We start from the raw sequence: 16,015 nt of genomic DNA on the forward strand, positions 1-16,015 counted from the left end.
CCGCATCGCGCAGTCGCGCCGATCCGGCACATTTCATTCGGTTTACTAATCAACAAGGCTGCCCCTTTTCCCTCGGCTGACCTGCCCTTCATGCGTCGGTGCCATTGCAGCGGCGCACCGATTTCCGCTCACCGACCACGCCCGCTCCCGCGCTGCGAGCCGTCGTGCCCGTGCGTTGCGTTAGCGGGATGCCACCGCCGTCCAGAGCCGTGCGAGGTCGGCGGAACCGTCGGTGCCCTTGACCGTGCGCAGCACCTGGACCGCCCGCGCCTTCTGACCGGCCACGTAATACGCCTCGCCGAGCCGCAGTCGCGCCGCGTCCGGATGCTCGAGACCGCCCTTCGCGATCGCCTGCTCCATCATCGGCAGCCCCTGCTGCGCCTTGCCCGCGAAGACGAGGTTCATGCCCGCGTCGATCGGCGCAGCCGGTGTCGCGGCGTCCCCGCCCGACTGCGCGCGCTTTGCCGCGAGCGCCTGCAGCCGTTTCTCGCGATCCGCCTGCGCGTCCTTGCCGAGTACGCCGGACGCGAACCCCTGGTCGATCACCTGCTTGCCTTCGGCGGGCAACCCTGCCACCAGCGCAAGCTGCGTCATCTCCATGTACGCATCGGCTGTCGCGAGCGAGCCCGTGGCCCGGCGCAACCGGTAGATGTCGAGATCGAGCGACGGCAGATACCCCGGGTTGCCGCGAATCGCCGTGACCATTTCGTCCCAGTACGCGGGGCTCGGGTGGTAAGCCACCAGCAGCCCGAGCGCACCGCGATATGCGTTGCCGTCCTTCACTTTCCGCGCGCAGCTCGCAAGCATCTGCAACTGCCCTTCATCCGGCGCGTGTCCGCCGTTCGCCTGCGCGTCGGTGCTCGCCTTCAACTGGCTCACGAGCGGTGTGCAATCGTTTGACAGGTAGTACGACTGCGTGAGCAGCGTGCGCATTTCCGGATCGGATCCGCCGGCCTTCAGGTAGCGCTGGGCGATCCGGATCGCCAGCGGGTAGTTCTTCTGCTGGAAGTAGATGCCGGCCAGCGCCGCCGTGGTCCGCTGCTCGTCCTCGCCCGACAGCCGCCCCGAGTTCAGCACGGCCTCGTAGGCCTGCGCGGCCGTGCCCGGGTCGCCGGCCGCCATCGCGGCCGCGCCGCGCATTTCCTCCACCATGTAGGTTTCGTACGACGTGCGGTTCGGCACGGCCGCTGCCTGGGCGATCTTGCCCAGTGCATCGCGATACTTGTGCGCCCGGTACAGGTCCTGTGCGGCCGCCAACGGTTTGGCCACGTCCGGCCGCAGCGCGTCCGCCGGCAATGCCGGGCGTCCGAGCAAGCCTGCCGCGCCGAGCGCCGCCACCGCCATCATCCGTTTCCATCGTCGCTGGTTCATCGGCTCGTCCGTGGCGTCATTGCATGAACTGTTCGTTACCGATCAGGCCGATCTTGGTCGCGCCCACGCGTTGCGCGGACGCGAGCACGGCGGCCACGTCCTTGTACGGCACCAGCTTGTTGGGGCGCAGGTGGATTTCCGCCTGCACGGGTTCCGCCGCCACCTGGGTCAGTTTCGCCTCGAGCGCCGTGCGGTCCGGCACCGGTGCGCCGTTCCACGTCGTCGTGCCGTCGAAGTCGATGTCGATCTGCACGATTTCCGGCGGCGTGGCCGGCGGCGGCGGGTTACCCACCGGCAGGTCCATCTTCACCGAATGCATCTGAATCGGGATCGTGATGATCAGCATGATCAGCAACACCAGCATCACGTCGATCAGCGGCGTGGTGTTGATATCGACCATCACTTCCGGTTCGGCATTGCTTCCGCCCGAAGGCACATTCATTCCCATCGTCGACTCCTGTCGACCAGCGTAAGTGCTTCAGCACTTACGCTGATCCCATGCTTCGCGGTCGATCAGCGTTCGTGCTTCAGCGCTTACGCTGGTCCCATGCTTCGTGGTCGATCAGCGTTAGTGCTTCAGCACTTACGCTGGTCCCATGCTTCGCGGTCGATCAGCGTTAATGCTTCAGCACTTACGCTGATCCCATGCTTCGCGGTCGATCAGCATTAATGCTTCAGCACCTACGCCGACCCCATGCCCCAAGGCCCACCGGCGTCAGTGAATCAACCCCAGCCGCCAACCCGCCCTCTCACCAAGGTTCCCGCCCACGGCTAGCCGTCGCGTGCGGGCGGCTCCGTAATGAACGACAGTTTCGCGATCCCCGCGCGCTCGCACATCGTGACCACCCGGCCGATGAACTCGTAACGCGTGTTCTGGTCGCCCCGCACGTGGACGCTCGGCTGCGGCTGCTGCTGCGATACGTCCTTCAGCTTCGCGAGCAGTGTCTGCGCATCCACGAGTTGTTCGCCCCAGAAGAAGTCGCCATCGCGGTTCACCGCGATCTCGATGCTCTTCGGCGTCGTCTGCAGCGGTTGCACCGTTTCCTTGGGCAACTGAAGCTGGATCGTGTGCGTCACGACCGGGATCGTGATCAGGAAAATGATCAGCAACACCAGCATCACGTCGACGAGCGGCGTCGTGTTGATGTTGGCGATCACCTCGTCGCTGTCGTCCTGCCCGACGTTCATGGCCATCGCGCGTCTCCGTCAGGCGGTCAGTTCGCAAGCGACGCCGCGGCCGGCGACGAGGACGCCGCGCGTACCGGGCGCCGATTGCCGGCCAGCAGCACCGTATGCAGTTGCGCGCCGAAGTTGCGAACCCGCTCCATCACCGACTTGTTGCGCCGGACCAGGAAGTTGTAGCCGAGCACCGCGGGCACCGCGACGGCGAGGCCGATCGCGGTCATGATGAGCGCCTCGCCCACCGGGCCCGCGACCTTGTCGATCGACGCCTGGCCGGCGATGCCGATCGCGGTCAGCGCGTGATAAATCCCCCAGACCGTGCCGAACAGCCCGACGAACGGCGCCGTGGAGCCCACCGTGGCCAGGAATGCGAGCCCGTCCTGCATCCGGTTCGACACGTTCGTGATCGAGCGCTCGACCGACACGTCGATCCACGTGTTGCGGTCCACGGCTTCCAGCAGCGCATCTTCATGGTGCTCGCCGGCCTCGATCGCCGTTTCGGCGATGAACCGGAACGGCGACGCCTCGTCGAGGAGCCTGGCGCCCTCGGCCAGCGACGGTGCGGACCAGAGCTGCGCATCTGCCAGTTTCGCGCGGCGATTGGCGCGCAACTGCTCCAGGAACTTCGTGATCATGATGTACCAGCTCCCCATCGACATGATCACCAGCAGGATCAGCACGAAACGGGCGACGAAGTCGCCGTTCTTCCACAACGCTCCGAGCCCGTACGGGTTCTCGACCGCTTCCGTCGTGGCCGGCGCGGGCGGCGGAGCCGGTTCGGCGGCGGCCGGAGCCGTGGCCGGTGCGGCAGACGGCGCCGCCTGTGCCGCCGTGCCGGCCGCGCCGCTTGCCTGCGCATGGGCGAGCTGCGGCGCAACGAATCCGTCGACTGCGACGACGGACATCAGGATGCTTGCCGCCAACGCGGCCAGTGAACGCTTCGTCATACCCCACTCCAGTTATTTCGGTGAACTTAATACATCAGTTCGTGATGGTTTTTCCCGGCCCGGTTCGCGCCGGGCCGCCCACTGCATCAATTCAGATTGAACGAGAACGGCACCTGGACCCGCACCGACTGGCCCTGCGCGACGCACTTGAATCGTTTTACGGTGTTGTAGGCAGCGCGATCGAGGACCGGATCGGCCGACTGCGCCACGCGCTCGTTCGTGATGTTCCCTTCCGCATCCACGACGAATTCGATCGTCACGTCACCCGTGATGTTGTTTTCCTGCGCTTCCTTCGGATACTGGATCGACGCGCGAAGCGCATCCGAATTCGGGCAGACGACACCCACGTCATGGCTGACGGGCTTGGCCGGCGCCGGGGGCGCCACGACCGGTGCCTGCACGGCCGGCGTGGAGGGTACCGGGGCCGACTGGTGCGTGATCGTCGCCTGCGGCGGCGCCTGCACCGGCACTTCCGGCGGCGGGACGAACGGCGGCGGCGGCGGCGCAAACTTCGGCGGCGGGAGCTTGACCACGGGCATCGGCGGTGGCGGCGGCGGCTTGACCGGCTCGATGATGCGGGTTTCGATCGGGTGCTGGATCACCTGCACGACTTTCGTCGCCAGGCCGTTGATCAGCGCGTAGATCAGCACTGCATGCAGCACCAGGACGATTCCGATGCCGCCGAACCGGCGTACCGGATTCTGTTGCTTCTTGCCGAACTCTCGCGGACGGCCCAGCGTAGCCAGTCCGCTGTTCGACGTAACCAGACCTTCTTCGACTTTCATGCCCACCATCCATCCCCCAAGCTATTCGCCCAGTTTCGGATTGCTGCCGGCGGCGAAACCAGGTCGGCATCGCCACCGCATCCACCCGAACATTTCATTTCAAATTCAATTTGCAATCCGAATTGAAAGAATTGCATTCGAATTCCAATACATTCTTTTTCAAGGAATCGTTCCGGCCGGCGCGGCCCGGTGTTTGCACCGGAAAACCACGCGCCTGCACGTTCAGGCAATTGTCAGCTGAGCGGGCGGCACCGCGTGTTTCGTATGACGATTCGCCGTTCGTTACACGGTGATGTCATTGGCGCCGTTCACTTGGGTGCAGAAGATAGCAAGGAAAAAATTTTGCCGTCAAACTTTATTTGATACCCGAATACAAAGTTTGGAAGGGATATTCAAATAATATTCCGGTAAGCACAAATACAACTTTTATTATTCAATTGGTAATTGAATTGTATGGGTATATGCAAAAACGGATATTGATCCGCTTCAACATAAATATCGGCATATCTCCTGCACCGCACCAAAAAAGGGCATTCGAACAATTATCTCGAGGATGCATCCCCCGCCTCGTCATCGCCCGCATGTCGACGGACATGCCGGTCGACCGCCTCGAACTGGCCGGGATCGTTTCCTCAAGGACGGCGTACCAGCGATGCCGTACCCGAGGTACCCAAAACAGTTAATCCGGAATGCGACATAAATTCATGATTGGTCGCCGGACTAAAACACATGACCAAACACTTCGCACATCGAATTAACTATCCGGCGACCTGCCCACTGACAGGACCCGCACCCCTGTCACACTCGCACCGACAATTGCCCGTTCACCGCACGCGTCAGGACTGCATGCCCTGCATCTTGTGCGAGAAATGCGCACGCTCGGCCGTCTCCATCAGCGTCAGGAATTCATCCTGCATCATGTGGATCAGCGCTTCGTGGTCGCCGGCCTCGAAATAGACTTCCGGCTGCTGTGCAAGACGTTCCTCGAGAAACGTCTTCATGCCGTACGCCATGCAGACCGGCGGCAGCGCACCCATGTCGCAATCCTTGAACAGTTCGCGCAGTTCGACCTCGCGGGCGAGCACGAGATGGCGTCCCGTCTTCACCCAGAGATCCGACAGGCGCACGGCATGCGTGGTCGGCAATACGGCTGCGACGTAGCCTTCGTCGTCTTCGAGGAGCACGGTTTTCGCGAGGCGATCGCCGGGGATATGCGCGGCGGCGGCCGTCTCCATGCTCGTATGGCTATAGGGGTGGTACACCACTTCATACCGCGATGACTTCTGGCGCAGGCAATCCTGCAGGGTGGCTGATACTGGCATGGCACACCTCGTCTGGGCGAATCGGGCGAACGGCGTTCGCTCCGGATTTGTTCAGCATAGGTCGCATTCGAGCCAATGGAAACGCTGCCTCACCCCTAGCTCATTCGGGCTCCCGTTCCGGTTCCAACCCCGGTTCCAACCCTTTTTCGCGCAACCATTCGCGGTTGAAGAGCCGCGCACGATAGATGTCGCCGCGATCGCACAGCAAAGTCACGATCGTATGCCCCGGGCCCATCCTGCGGGCCAGCCAGACCGCCGCCGCGACGTTGATTCCGCTCGATCCGCCGACGTACAACCCTTCTTCGCGCAGCAGCCGGTAGACCATCGTCACGCACTGCGAATCGTCGATCCTCACGGCGTCGTCGATCGGTGCACCGGCCAGATTCGCGGTGACCCGCGTCGAGCCGATGCCTTCGGTGATCGAACTGCCTTCGGCACCGAGGTCGCCCGTTTTCACGTAACCGTAGAGCCCGCTGCCGTGCGGATCGGCCAGCACGATCCGGACCTCCGGATCCTGCTCCTTCAGGTAGCGGCTCACGCCCGCCAGCGTGCCGCCCGTGCCGGTTGCGCAGACGAACGCATCGACCGTGCCCGCCGTATCGCGCCAGATTTCCGGTCCGGTCGTCTCGTAGTGCGCCTGCCGGTTGACGACGTTGTCGAACTGGTTGGCCCATACCGCGTTGTCGAGTTCGTCCGCGAGTCGCCCGGCAATCTTCTGATAGTTGTTCGGGTCGCGATACGGCGCCGCCGGCACCGGGCGCACGTCGGCGCCGAGCGTGCGCAGGATCGCCATCTTGTCCGGCGATTGCGTGTCGGGAATCACGATCACGCAGCGATAACCGCGCGCCGCGCAGATGTGCGCAAGACCGATGCCCGTGTTGCCCGCCGTGCCCTCGACGACGGTGCCGCCCGGCTTCAGCGCGCCGCGCTGCTCGGCATCGCGGACGATGTAGAGCGCCGCGCGGTCCTTCACCGAACCGCCCGGATTCATGAATTCCGCCTTGCCCAGGATTTCGCAGCCCGTTTCCGCGCTGAGCTTCGCCAGCCGGATCAACGGCGTGCGTCCCACGCAGTCGACGAAGCCGTGTCGCACGTCCATGTTGCCCTCCGTTGCATTCGCGCTCGCGCGCCCTACACAACCAAGGATAGGACGCGTCGCTTTCGACGCCAGCCGCCGCGTACTAAGCTTGGAGAGCCCATTGCGGCGCGCGCGCCGCATCGCCAGACGAGGTCCGCCATGCTGCAATTCGAAACCGTCACCGTCGACAAACCCGAGGCCGTGAATTTCATCCTCGGCCAGTCGCATTTCATCAAGTCCGTCGAGGACATCCACGAGACGCTGGTCGGCACCGTGCCGGGCATTCGTTTCGGGCTCGCATTCTGCGAGGCATCGGGCAAGCGTCTCGTGCGCCGCTCCGGCACCGATGCGGAACTCGTCGAGCTCGCGTGCCGCAACGCCCTTGCGATCGGCGCCGGTCACGCGTTCATCGTGTTCCTCGGCGACGGTTTCTATCCGGTCAACGTGCTCAATGCGATCAAGGCCGTGCCGGAGGTCTGCCGGATCTACTGCGCGACCGCGAACCCGACCGACGTGATCGTCGCGGAAAGCACGCAGGGACGCGGGATCGCCGGTGTCGTCGACGGCTTTCCGCCGCTCGGCGTCGAGAACGACGACGACGTGCGATGGCGCAAGGATCTGCTGCGCACGATCGGATACAAGGCGTAGGTGCGGGCCGCCGGAGCGGCCGCGGCGCATACATCGAGCTTCCGCCAGGGCCTGCCCTGCCGACGTGACCGCGTCGGCGATGCGAACCGCGTCTCCCGCCCCTGTGAAACAAGAAGAAAAAGCGGCGAGATCAAAGGTGCGGCCGCGGTCAGGATTTCAGGTCGCGGAGTTGGCTGACCGTTAGTTGCAATTCCGGGAGCGTGATTACGCTCCCGGTGGCGACGCGCCGGCCATCCGGCTGTCCTATACTGGCCGCAACAGACTGACCGGCAGCCGTGCCGACACGACGACCGCGCCGCCGTCCCTTCCCGGAGCCACGCATGCATTACCAGCTGATCTACGAACTCGTCGACGATTACCTGTCGCGGCGCGAACCGTTCCGCGCCGAACATCTCGCGCTTGCACAGGCCGCGACCGAGCGCGGCGAACTCGTGCTCGCCGGCGCGCTGTCGGACCCGGCCGACCAGGCCGTGCTCGTGTTCGAGGGCGATTCGCCGGAGGCGGCCGAGTCGTTCGCGCGCGCCGATCCGTATGTGCAGAACGGCCTCGTGAAATCGTGGCGTGTGCGTCCGTGGCGCGTCGTGATCGGCAAGCACGCGCCGCGCTAGGTGCAACGCGGGACTACAGCCACCCTGCCCGCTTGAATCGCCACCACAGCGCGAAGTCGGCGACGACCATCACCGCGATGCAGCCGTAGAAACCGTATTTCAGGTGCAGTTCGGGCATGTTCGCGAAGTTCATCCCGTAGATGCCGGCGATCATCGTCGGTATCGCGAACAGCGCGGCGAACGAACCGAGCCGCTTCGTCACTTCGTTCTCGGCCAGCGAGATCATCCCGAGGTTGACCTGGATCGCCGTGACGACCATCTCGCGGCGCCCTTCGATCGTCTTCACGATCCGCTGCAGATGGTCGTACACGTCGCGGAAATAAGCCGCCATCCCGCTGCAGACCTGCGGCACGCGTCCGCCGGTGAGTTTCGCGAGCGGCTCGATCAGCGGCGCCGTGTGCTGGTACAGCATCACGAGCCGGCGCTTCAGCGAATAGAGATCCTCGATGATCGCGCGCGACGACGCGGGCGTCGCCTTCGCGAAGATCCGATCCTCGAGTTCCTCGAGCTCGGTGCCGAGCGTTTCGAGGATCGGGAAATAGCGGTCGACGACCTGGTCCATCAGCGCGTAGAACACGAACGCCGAGCCTTCCCGCAGCAGATGCGGCTCGTGCTCGCAGCGCTTGCGCACGTCGCGGAAGTCCTGCTCGGTGTGGTTGCGGATCGACAGCACGTAGTTCGGGCCGACGAACACGTTCAGCTCGCCCACCTTGAATTCGCCGTCGCCATCGAGCTCGACCGTATGCAGCACCGCGAACAGCGAATCGCCGTACTCCTCGATCTTCGGCCGCTGGTGCCCCTTGCGGGCATCCTCGAGTGCGAGCTCGTGCAGCCCGAACTCCTCGCCCATCAGGTCGATTTCCTCGGGCGTCGGATCCTTCAGCGCGACCCACACGAAGCATTCGGGCTTCGACACGTAGTCGCTGATGGCGTCGATATCGATGTCGGCCAGCTTGCGGCCGTCCTGGTATGCAGCACAGTTGATCAGCATGGTGCCTCTGATGTTGCGGTTTGCGCATCAGTTTACCGGTTTGCTGCGCGGGCGGCCCGGCTTGCGCGGCACGACGATATTGGTCATGATCGGGCTGCGTGCGCCGCAGCACGCGCACCAGGACACTGCGGCCCAACCGTCAAGGAGACAGACCCATGTGGTATTTCTCGTGGATACTCGGCATCGGCGTGGCGCTCGGCTTCGGCATCATCAACGCGATGTGGCTGGAGGCGGAAGTGTTCTCGCGCGGCGACAAGCGCAACGGTACGCCGAGCCCGCGGCCGGGAGGCAAGGTTTCGTGACGCACCTGGTGTTCTTCTGCGGTCACGCCGGCACCGGCAAGACCACGCTCGCGAAGCGGCTCATCGGGCCGCTGATGCGCGCGACCGGCGAGGCCTTCTGCCTGCTCGACAAGGACACGCTGTACGGCCGCTACAGCTCGGCCGCGATGGGTGCGCTCACCGAGGATCCGAACGACCGCGACAGCCCGCTCTACCTGAAGCACCTGCGCGATCCCGAATACCAGGGCCTGCTCGACACGGCCCGTGAAAACCTCGCGCTGGGCATCGGCGTGCTCGTCGTCGGCCCGCTGTCGCGCGAAGTGCGCGATCGCCGCATTCTCGACCGCGCATGGCTCGGCATCGCCCCCGACGTCACGCTGACGGTCGTCTGGGTCTACACGTCGGAAGACGTCGCGCACCAGCGGATCGTCGCACGCGGCAACCCGAACGATGCCTACAAGCTCGCGCACTGGGACGAATACCGGCAGCGCCGCTTCGTGCCGACCGGCCACGAATGCGACGGCATCGTGATGTTCGACAACACCGCGCCCTCCGACGCCGACATCGATACGCTGCTGTACCGCATCGCGCCGCCCCCGCCCGCGGCGACGATCGTCCCGCCGCTGCCGGCCTGATCGCCCCTCCTTTTCGTTCCCGCAAAAAAAACAACGCCGGAAGCGCTGCTGCGCTCCCGGCGTCGTACGGCCCTCGTGCCTGAGGCTGGCGGACGGTCAGGCCACCGCGTGCACGCGCTCCATCGTGCCGCCTTCGTACAGCTTGCCGAAGCGGTTCGACAGGAACGCCTTCAGCGACACCTTTTCCTGCGGGATGAAACCGCTTTGCGGCAGCTTCTTCTCGCGGAACAGATCCAGCACCGCGCACATCGCGCCGGCCGTCGTGATCTGGATCGCGCTCATGTGCATCCCGCACACGTCCTTCGCGAAGATCTTGCGCGTGAACACGTCCTGCACCAGCTGGCCGTCCTTCACGCCCGTCACGGTGATGAACACCAGCACGACGTCCTGCTTCGTCGACGGCACCGCGCGGCGCATGATCGACTTCAGCGTGTCGCGATCGGTCGACAGGCGCAGGTCCTCGAGCAGGAACTGCACGAGATCGCGATGGCCCGGGTAGCGCACCGACTTGTAGTCGAGCGTCTCGACCTTGCCCGACAGCGTTTCGCACAGCGTGCCGAGGCCGCCCGACGTGTTGAACGCTTCGTATTCGGTACCGTCCAGCGAGAAGTGCTCGAGGCCTTCGAGCGGCTGCACCCACTGCTTGCGGCCGTCGCGGATCGCTTCGCACGGCTGGCAGTATTCGTTGATGAGGCCGTCGACGCTCCACGTCAGGTTGTACTTCAGCGCGTTGGTCGGATACTCGGGCAACGCGCCGACGCGCATCTTCACGTCGCGCACTTCGGTGAAGCCGTTCACCAGTTCATGCGCGGCGAGACCGATGAAGCCCGGTGCGAGGCCGCACTGCGGCATGAACGCACGGTCGGAGCCTTCGGCCAGCTCGCGGATCGCGTGGGTCGCGCGCACGTCTTCGGTCAGGTCGAAGTAGTGAACGCCGGCAGCCTTCGCGGCGGCGGCAACGTTGACAGCGAGGTAATAAGGCAGCGCATTGACGAGCGCATCGAAACCCTTCACTGCTTCGCGAATCGCGTTGGCGTCGGCCGAATCGACCCGTTGCGTCGCGATGCCTTCGCGCGACAGCTTCGCGAGCGCATCCGCATCGCGGTCGAACGCGACGACTTCGTAGTCGCCCGTTTCACGCAGCATGTGAGCAATGGTGTGGCCGATCAGACCTGCGCCGACGATGGCGATTTTCATGCGCTTATCTCCTGATGATGGGTTTGATGTAGTGGACGGCGTTGAGCCATGAACACAGTTTAGGGACGCGCAAAATCAGTTCCAAGACGAAGAATGATGCGAAACGACCGATAATTTCGACGTTACGACGGCGTATTTCGTCGAAACGTCGAAATGCAGGTTTTTCACCCGCTACGGGCCTGCCGAACGCACGCCGCACTGGCTGAACAAGGTGCCCGACTTCGCGCTGTCGCTCCGGATCGGCAAGATCATGTCGACCACGGTCGGCGAAACCGGCGCGGACTTTCTCGCAGTCAACGTGGGGCTCGGCCGGATCGTGACGCGCATCGCGATGGCGTCGCGGCTCGCGATGGCGCCGTGGATGCAGTTGCGTACGCACTGCGATGTGCCGTGGATCTGCCAGGCAACGGTGGTGCTGGTCAACATCGTCGGTACGCGGGATCACCGACCTGCTCATCGTCGGAATGAACGTCAGCTTCCGAGCGAGCGCGCCGTGTTGGTCGTCGCGCCGGTCGGCGATCTGCTCTCGCAAGCGCGCAACGATGCGGTGCCCGGTTTCGCAGCGGCATGGACGATCCCGCCGTTCCCGACCGCGATCGTGCTGCCCGTCGCGAACCAGCTGAGCGTCGACATCACGTTCGCCCATGCAAACGAAGCGCAGTCGTGCGGGTGGGCACATCCCGGTGCGGATTCCGCTTGCGGGGCGCCTGGCACGACGCAGCCCGGCAGTCGGGCCGAGACGGCAGCACAACAAGCGCGGCGCAATGAACGCCGCGCCTGAACGTCAGCCGCCGATCGTCCCGCGATCGATCTTGCGCGACAGGATGATCGACGTCGTCGTGCGCTCGACGCCTTCGAGCGTGCCGATCTGGTCGAGCAGGTCGTTGAGCCGTTCGGGAGAATCGGCGCGCAGCCATGCGACGTAGTCGTACTCGCCGCTCACCGCGCACAGCAGTTGCACCTCGGGCATCCGGTCGAGCTTGCGCAACACGTCCTTGCCGAACTTCGGCGTGAGGATGATGCCGACATACGCGTAAATGCTCGCGTCGAGTACGTCCTGCCCGAGCCGGACGCTGTAGCCGGCGATCACGTTGGTCCGTTCGAGCCGCGCGATGCGTGCGACGACCGTCGTGCGCGCGACGTCGAGCTGGCGCGCGAGATCCGCGACGCTGGCGCGCGCATCGGCCTGCAGCAGCGCGACGAGTTGCCGGTCGAGATCGTCGAGTTGGTCGAGACGGGGTGGACGCATGAGGCTGGGCCGGGGCACGACGCGCCGGCAAAGTGGAAGGTGACGCGATGATAGCGCCGAACGCCGGCCTGCCCAAACGGCATCGCCCGGAACCGATTCGAACCTTTCAATTTCGATTCGTATCGGATGTAAGCAAGTGTCGCATTCACTGCTGCGCCGCACTCAACGTGCTACTAATAGCAGGCGACGCGAGATGCGCGCTTGCGGCAATTGCCGCCGCGCCCGCTCGCCAGACACCACCCCGGAGAGCCAACCATGAAGAAAATTTCGCTCACCCTCGCTACGCTCGCCGTTGCAGCCAGCGCGTTCGCGCAAACCCCGGCGCAGCCGCAAGCGCCCGCTCAGGCCACGACGGCCGCGGCCGCGGCTTCGGCCCCGAGCGCCGAGCAGCGCGAGGCGCGCCATGAAGCCCGCGTCGAGCAACGCATCAAGTACCTGCACGACCAGCTGAAGATCACGTCGGCGCAGGAGCCGCAGTGGAAGACGTTCGCCGACACGATGCGCGGCAACGGCGACACGATGGGCCGTCTCTATCGTGAACGGATGGCCAGGCACGACGTCTCCGCACTCGACGACATGAAGCAGTATGCGGAACTGTCGCAGGCGAACGCGGACGGCGCGAAGAAGCTCGCCGACGCCTTCGCACCTCTCTACGAGAGTTTCCCGGCCGACCAGAAGGCACTGGCCGACACGACGTTCCGCAGCTGGCTGCACCACGGCGGCGAGCATCGTGGCAAGGGCAAGACGAAGGGCAAGGAAGGCAAGGCGGCGGCCGCGCCGGCCGCCAGCGCCCCCGCGCAGCCCTGACGCCCGCCCTGCCGGCGCCGCCGGCACCGCCGGCACCGTATACGGCCCGTCCGGGCCGAACGGCACCGCTACAGGCGACCGGCGCGTCACACGGCGCGCCGGATTCGGGATAAGCTCCCGGCTTTTCCCGCACTTCCCCGCCATGCTCGAACTCAAGCACATCGACCTGCGTACCGATCCGCAGGCCCGTCGCGTCGTCAAGGACGAAACCGTCGCCGTTTCCTTCGCGGACGCCGACGGCGAACTGATGAGCCTCGAAGGCCCGAACCGCTATGTGGCGGGCGACGCGCTGATCACGGGCTCCACCGGCGACCGCTGGGTCGTGTCGCGCGCGCGCTTCGACGCCAAATACCTGCCCGCCGATCCGGCACTCGCACACGGCGCGCCGGGTGCCTACCGGAACCGGCCGGCCGTCGTGCTCGCCCGCCGGATGGACGAGCCGTTCACGATCGCCCGCTCGGAAAACGGCGACACGCTGCGCGGCGTCGCAGGCGACTGGGTGATGCAATACGCGCCCGGCGACTACGGTGTCGTGCAGGCGCAGCGCTTCGCGCAGGTCTACCGCGACGCGTGACGCGGCGCGCCGGCATCGCGCCGGCGCGAACGATCATGCAAAGTCTTCATCGAGCTCGAGTTCGGCGTCCCGCTCGACGGCCTCGCCGGCCGCGTGGCGCTCCTCGAGCGACCCGAGCATCGCTTCCGTATACGCATGCAGCACCGCATGGCTGCGCGCGCGCTGCATCGGCTTGAGCGCCAGATAGCGCGCGAATGCCGCCGGCACGATGCGGATATCGAGCGTCATCCGCTTCGGCGTCGCGCCGAAACGCATCGCGAGCCAGTGCACCGACAGGAACCGCCCGCGCGCGTCGCTGCTTTCGGCGAACCGCGTCTGCTCCGGAAAGAGATCGCAGATCACGCGTGCGAGCGCGTCGAATTCCGCGCTCTGGCATTCGATCAGATAGTCGTCCATCCCGTCTCTCCCGTCAGGCTGCCGATTGCGACGGCCGGCAGGTCTTCACCAGCACGACGACCAGAAGCGCGGCCAGCACGAAATACGCGCCCTCGACCCAGCCGGCCGGCAGCACGCGCACCTGATACAGCAGCGCCGGCGCGGCTGCCAGCGCATGCAGCACGATCGCGAGCGGCAACACGCCCGCGCGGCCGGCGCGCACGCCGCGCCAGACCAGCACCGACAGCGCAAGCTGCAGCACGAACGCCGCGCAGCGTTCGAGCAGCAACAGCAGGATCGACTGTGCCGACAGCGTCGCGAGCATCACGTGCAGCCGCACGACGGTATCGCCCGGCAGGTCGGCGAGCTGGGTCTCCAGCTGGCCGCGGCTCGCGAGCCACGCGAGATACGACCACTGGCCCCACACGAGTACGCCGACGAACCACGCTTCGGCGCCGCCGTGGCCGATCCCGTAGCCGATTCCGCGGCTGTCGCCGGCCGACGCGCCGTAGCGGCGGTTCAGGAAACGCATCCCGAGATAACGACCGGCTTCCTCGAACACGGCGGTCGCAAGCGCGCTGTACGCGACGAACGCGAGCGGCTGCGTGAGCCAGCCGTCGGGCGGCGTCCGGCTCAGCACGAGCCCGTGGAATGCGCGCTCGAGGATCATCGCGAACAGCGTGAAGACGGCCACGCCGACAATCGTGTCGCGGCGGTTCAGCGCAAGCGGCTTGCGCAGGATACGGAAGAGGACGAGCGGCAGGAGCGCGATGATCAGCGTGGCGGCGATCAGCACCGCCAGCGTGACGGGGGCGACAGTCATGTATTTCCTTGTTCGGGGCAGCGCACCTGACGCGCTGCGTGCCCCGAATGATACTCAGCTTGCGGTCGACGCGCGCACAACCAGCTCGCCGGGCAACAGCGAGACGCGTACGTCGCCCGCTGCGCCGTCGATCCGCTCGTGCACGAATTCGACGGCCTTGTAGCCGATTTCGTAGGTCGGCTGCCGGATCGTCGTGATACCGATCAGCTCGGCCCATTCCGGATCGTCGATCGACAGCAGCGTCGCCTTCTGTTGCCACGCGGCGCCGAAACGCGCGCGCAGGTGGCGCGCGATTGCAAGCGCGACCGGCGCGTTCGCGGCGAACAGCGCCGCGCGCACGCCGCGCCGTGCCGCGTCGTCGATGCGGGCATCGATGTCGGCGAGCGCCGTCGCGGTCGCATCGGGCTCGTTCAGGTCGAGCACGACGGTCGACGGCACCGTCAGCCCGCGCGCGCCGAGTGCCGCGCGGAATGCGGCCTCGCGCAGGCGCCGCGAGCTGACACGCTCGAACGGCTGCACGACGAAATGGATCGCGTCGAAACCGTGTTCGACCAGGTGCGCGAGTGCCGTCTCGATCGCGTCGCCGTTGTCGAGGCCGATCAGGTCGGCCTCGAAGCCCTCGACGGTCCGGTCGACGAGCACCGCCGGGATACCGGCCCCGCGCAGCGGGCGCAGCACGTCCTCATCGGCGCCGAGCGCGTTGACGATCAGCCCTTCGACGCGGTAGGTCGTGAGCAGCTGCAGGAAGCGGCGTTCCATCTCGACTTCGTTCGCCGCGTGACAGATCAGCGGCATGTAACCGAGCGCCTGGCAGGCAGCCTCGACGCCTTGCAGCACTTCGACGGTATAGGGATTGGTCAGGTCGGCTGCGAGCATGCCGAGCAGCCGGTTGCGGCCGCGCTTGAGCCCGCGCGCCATCTGGTTCGGCCGGTAGTTGAGCCGCGCGATTGCCGCTTCGATCCGCTGGCGCAGATCGGTGGACAGCACGTGCGTCTCGCCGTTCAGGTAGCGCGACACGCTGGTTTTGCCGGTGCCGGCTTCGCGCGCGACATCGCTGATCGTCGCCGGACGCGTTGTGGTTGGTTGCGAATCGGTCACTGTCGTGCCTCGCGACGTTCGATCCGCGCCGCTTCGTGAGCAGA

The 16,015-nt window shown here is 65.6% G+C and carries 20 protein-coding genes and 1 pseudogene; 8 read left to right on the forward strand and 13 right to left on the reverse strand.

Annotated features, from left to right (window positions below; genetic code table 11):
• Positions 1–180 precede the first annotated feature (180 nt).
• From FOZ70_RS03105 to FOZ70_RS03125, 5 genes are all read right to left on the reverse strand, one after another.
• Complete coding sequence (locus FOZ70_RS03105; RefSeq protein WP_219704932.1) at positions 181–1,371, reverse strand: tetratricopeptide repeat protein; 1,191 nt, start codon at positions 1,369–1,371, stop codon at positions 181–183.
• Between the two features lie 16 nt (positions 1,372–1,387).
• Positions 1,388–1,819 (reverse strand): biopolymer transporter ExbD, encoded by a 432-nt coding sequence (locus FOZ70_RS03110; RefSeq protein WP_048022780.1) that lies wholly within the window; start codon positions 1,817–1,819, stop codon positions 1,388–1,390.
• A 323-nt stretch (positions 1,820–2,142) separates the two neighbouring features.
• The gene (locus FOZ70_RS03115) at positions 2,143–2,565 is read right to left on the reverse strand and encodes a biopolymer transporter ExbD (protein ID WP_219704933.1); all 423 of its coding nucleotides are present in this window, start codon (positions 2,563–2,565) and stop codon (positions 2,143–2,145) included.
• A gap of 20 nt (positions 2,566–2,585) precedes the next feature.
• Entirely contained in the window at positions 2,586–3,500 is a 915-nt protein-coding gene (locus FOZ70_RS03120; protein WP_021160934.1) for a MotA/TolQ/ExbB proton channel family protein, read from the reverse strand.
• Positions 3,501–3,586: 86 nt separating this feature from the next.
• Positions 3,587–4,285 carry an energy transducer TonB gene (locus tag FOZ70_RS03125; RefSeq protein WP_124588560.1) on the reverse strand — a complete coding sequence of 233 codons (699 nt, stop codon included), beginning with the start codon at positions 4,283–4,285 and terminating at the stop codon, positions 3,587–3,589.
• Here FOZ70_RS03125 and FOZ70_RS03130 point away from each other — a divergent pair.
• Positions 4,284–4,526 carry a hypothetical protein gene (locus FOZ70_RS03130; RefSeq protein WP_219704934.1) on the forward strand — a complete coding sequence of 81 codons (243 nt, stop codon included), beginning with the start codon at positions 4,284–4,286 and terminating at the stop codon, positions 4,524–4,526. The genes FOZ70_RS03125 and FOZ70_RS03130 overlap by 2 nt on opposite strands.
• Before the next feature lie 595 nt (positions 4,527–5,121).
• Here the strand turns inward: FOZ70_RS03130 and FOZ70_RS03135 are convergent.
• On the reverse strand, positions 5,122–5,607 hold the full coding sequence (locus FOZ70_RS03135; protein ID WP_027787328.1) for a YbaK/EbsC family protein: 486 nt from the start codon (positions 5,605–5,607) through the stop codon (positions 5,122–5,124).
• 100 nt (positions 5,608–5,707) lie between these two features.
• On the reverse strand, positions 5,708–6,706 hold the full coding sequence (locus FOZ70_RS03140) for a cysteine synthase A (protein WP_219704935.1): 999 nt from the start codon (positions 6,704–6,706) through the stop codon (positions 5,708–5,710).
• Positions 6,707–6,844: 138 nt separating this feature from the next.
• Between FOZ70_RS03140 and FOZ70_RS03145 the strand changes: the two genes are divergently transcribed.
• Positions 6,845–7,333 carry an adenosine-specific kinase gene (locus tag FOZ70_RS03145; protein ID WP_155629111.1) on the forward strand — a complete coding sequence of 163 codons (489 nt, stop codon included), beginning with the start codon at positions 6,845–6,847 and terminating at the stop codon, positions 7,331–7,333.
• Between the two features lie 320 nt (positions 7,334–7,653).
• A complete protein-coding gene (locus FOZ70_RS03150) occupies positions 7,654–7,941 on the forward strand; it encodes a YciI-like protein (protein WP_021160928.1) in 288 nt (95 codons plus the stop codon).
• Between the two features lie 13 nt (positions 7,942–7,954).
• Here FOZ70_RS03150 and corA read toward each other — a convergent pair whose 3' ends face one another.
• Positions 7,955–8,932: a magnesium/cobalt transporter CorA gene (gene corA / locus FOZ70_RS03155; RefSeq protein ID WP_021160927.1), complete on the reverse strand. Its 978-nt coding sequence runs from the start codon at positions 8,930–8,932 to the stop codon at positions 7,955–7,957.
• Between the two features lie 155 nt (positions 8,933–9,087).
• On the opposite strand from corA, the gene cydX reads away from it, so the two are divergent.
• A complete protein-coding gene (gene cydX / locus FOZ70_RS03160) occupies positions 9,088–9,234 on the forward strand; it encodes a cytochrome bd-I oxidase subunit CydX (protein ID WP_048022786.1) in 147 nt (48 codons plus the stop codon).
• Positions 9,231–9,848, forward strand: a complete 618-nt coding sequence (locus tag FOZ70_RS03165) for an ATP-binding protein (protein WP_219704936.1) — start codon at positions 9,231–9,233, stop codon at positions 9,846–9,848. Before cydX ends, FOZ70_RS03165 begins: the two co-directional genes overlap by 4 nt.
• A gap of 96 nt (positions 9,849–9,944) precedes the next feature.
• Here the strand turns inward: FOZ70_RS03165 and FOZ70_RS03170 are convergent, their stop codons facing one another.
• Positions 9,945–11,045: a saccharopine dehydrogenase C-terminal domain-containing protein gene (locus tag FOZ70_RS03170; protein WP_021160924.1), complete on the reverse strand. Its 1,101-nt coding sequence runs from the start codon at positions 11,043–11,045 to the stop codon at positions 9,945–9,947.
• A gap of 202 nt (positions 11,046–11,247) precedes the next feature.
• On the opposite strand from FOZ70_RS03170, the pseudogene FOZ70_RS37935 reads away from it, so the two are divergent.
• Positions 11,248–11,521: pseudogene (locus FOZ70_RS37935) on the forward strand (hypothetical protein); the annotation flags it as partial.
• 308 nt (positions 11,522–11,829) lie between these two features.
• Here the strand turns inward: FOZ70_RS37935 and FOZ70_RS03180 are convergent.
• On the reverse strand, positions 11,830–12,294 hold the full coding sequence (locus tag FOZ70_RS03180) for an Lrp/AsnC family transcriptional regulator (protein ID WP_006481526.1): 465 nt from the start codon (positions 12,292–12,294) through the stop codon (positions 11,830–11,832).
• Between the two features lie 255 nt (positions 12,295–12,549).
• Between FOZ70_RS03180 and FOZ70_RS03185 the strand changes: the two genes are divergently transcribed.
• Positions 12,550–13,101, forward strand: a complete 552-nt coding sequence (locus FOZ70_RS03185) for a Spy/CpxP family protein refolding chaperone (RefSeq protein ID WP_021160922.1) — start codon at positions 12,550–12,552, stop codon at positions 13,099–13,101.
• A gap of 142 nt (positions 13,102–13,243) precedes the next feature.
• Positions 13,244–13,675 (forward strand): PGDYG domain-containing protein, encoded by a 432-nt coding sequence (locus tag FOZ70_RS03190; protein ID WP_021160921.1) that lies wholly within the window; start codon positions 13,244–13,246, stop codon positions 13,673–13,675.
• Between the two features lie 33 nt (positions 13,676–13,708).
• Here the strand turns inward: FOZ70_RS03190 and FOZ70_RS03195 are convergent, their stop codons facing one another.
• Genes FOZ70_RS03195 through FOZ70_RS03205 form a run of 3 tightly spaced genes read right to left on the reverse strand, consistent with a single transcriptional unit; the run spans position 13,709 to position 15,971 of the window.
• On the reverse strand, positions 13,709–14,071 hold the full coding sequence (locus FOZ70_RS03195) for a DUF3022 domain-containing protein (RefSeq protein WP_048022794.1): 363 nt from the start codon (positions 14,069–14,071) through the stop codon (positions 13,709–13,711).
• A 13-nt stretch (positions 14,072–14,084) separates the two neighbouring features.
• Entirely contained in the window at positions 14,085–14,873 is a 789-nt protein-coding gene (locus tag FOZ70_RS03200) for a YhfC family glutamic-type intramembrane protease (RefSeq protein ID WP_219704937.1), read from the reverse strand.
• Positions 14,874–14,927: 54 nt separating this feature from the next.
• On the reverse strand, positions 14,928–15,971 hold the full coding sequence (locus tag FOZ70_RS03205; RefSeq protein WP_219704938.1) for a LacI family DNA-binding transcriptional regulator: 1,044 nt from the start codon (positions 15,969–15,971) through the stop codon (positions 14,928–14,930).
• Positions 15,972–16,015 lie beyond the last annotated feature (44 nt).

Source organism: Burkholderia sp. COPS (genome assembly GCF_019425585.1).
In the GTDB taxonomy this organism is placed as follows: Bacteria; Pseudomonadota; Gammaproteobacteria; order Burkholderiales; family Burkholderiaceae; genus Burkholderia; species Burkholderia cepacia.

Bases quoted from the DNA above. Each gene is read 5' to 3' on its own strand.
- FOZ70_RS03140 (WP_219704935.1), bottom strand. From the start codon at position 6,706: ATGGACGTGCGACACGGCTTCGTCGACTGCGTGGGACGCACGCCGTTG.
- FOZ70_RS03125 (WP_124588560.1), bottom strand. From the start codon at position 4,285: ATGAAAGTCGAAGAAGGTCTGGTTACGTCGAACAGCGGACTGGCTACG.
- FOZ70_RS03135 (WP_027787328.1), bottom strand. From the start codon at position 5,607: ATGCCAGTATCAGCCACCCTGCAGGATTGCCTGCGCCAGAAGTCATCG.
- FOZ70_RS03190 (WP_021160921.1), top strand. From the start codon at position 13,244: ATGCTCGAACTCAAGCACATCGACCTGCGTACCGATCCGCAGGCCCGT.
- FOZ70_RS03130 (WP_219704934.1), top strand. From the start codon at position 4,284: ATGCCCACCATCCATCCCCCAAGCTATTCGCCCAGTTTCGGATTGCTG.
- FOZ70_RS03105 (WP_219704932.1), bottom strand. From the start codon at position 1,371: ATGAACCAGCGACGATGGAAACGGATGATGGCGGTGGCGGCGCTCGGC.
- FOZ70_RS03110 (WP_048022780.1), bottom strand. From the start codon at position 1,819: ATGGGAATGAATGTGCCTTCGGGCGGAAGCAATGCCGAACCGGAAGTG.
- FOZ70_RS03180 (WP_006481526.1), bottom strand. From the start codon at position 12,294: ATGCGTCCACCCCGTCTCGACCAACTCGACGATCTCGACCGGCAACTC.
- FOZ70_RS03170 (WP_021160924.1), bottom strand. From the start codon at position 11,045: ATGAAAATCGCCATCGTCGGCGCAGGTCTGATCGGCCACACCATTGCT.
- cydX (WP_048022786.1), top strand. From the start codon at position 9,088: ATGTGGTATTTCTCGTGGATACTCGGCATCGGCGTGGCGCTCGGCTTC.
- FOZ70_RS03115 (WP_219704933.1), bottom strand. From the start codon at position 2,565: ATGGCCATGAACGTCGGGCAGGACGACAGCGACGAGGTGATCGCCAAC.
- FOZ70_RS03200 (WP_219704937.1), bottom strand. From the start codon at position 14,873: ATGACTGTCGCCCCCGTCACGCTGGCGGTGCTGATCGCCGCCACGCTG.
- FOZ70_RS03145 (WP_155629111.1), top strand. From the start codon at position 6,845: ATGCTGCAATTCGAAACCGTCACCGTCGACAAACCCGAGGCCGTGAAT.
- FOZ70_RS03120 (WP_021160934.1), bottom strand. From the start codon at position 3,500: ATGACGAAGCGTTCACTGGCCGCGTTGGCGGCAAGCATCCTGATGTCC.
- FOZ70_RS03195 (WP_048022794.1), bottom strand. From the start codon at position 14,071: ATGGACGACTATCTGATCGAATGCCAGAGCGCGGAATTCGACGCGCTC.
- corA (WP_021160927.1), bottom strand. From the start codon at position 8,932: ATGCTGATCAACTGTGCTGCATACCAGGACGGCCGCAAGCTGGCCGAC.
- FOZ70_RS03185 (WP_021160922.1), top strand. From the start codon at position 12,550: ATGAAGAAAATTTCGCTCACCCTCGCTACGCTCGCCGTTGCAGCCAGC.
- FOZ70_RS03150 (WP_021160928.1), top strand. From the start codon at position 7,654: ATGCATTACCAGCTGATCTACGAACTCGTCGACGATTACCTGTCGCGG.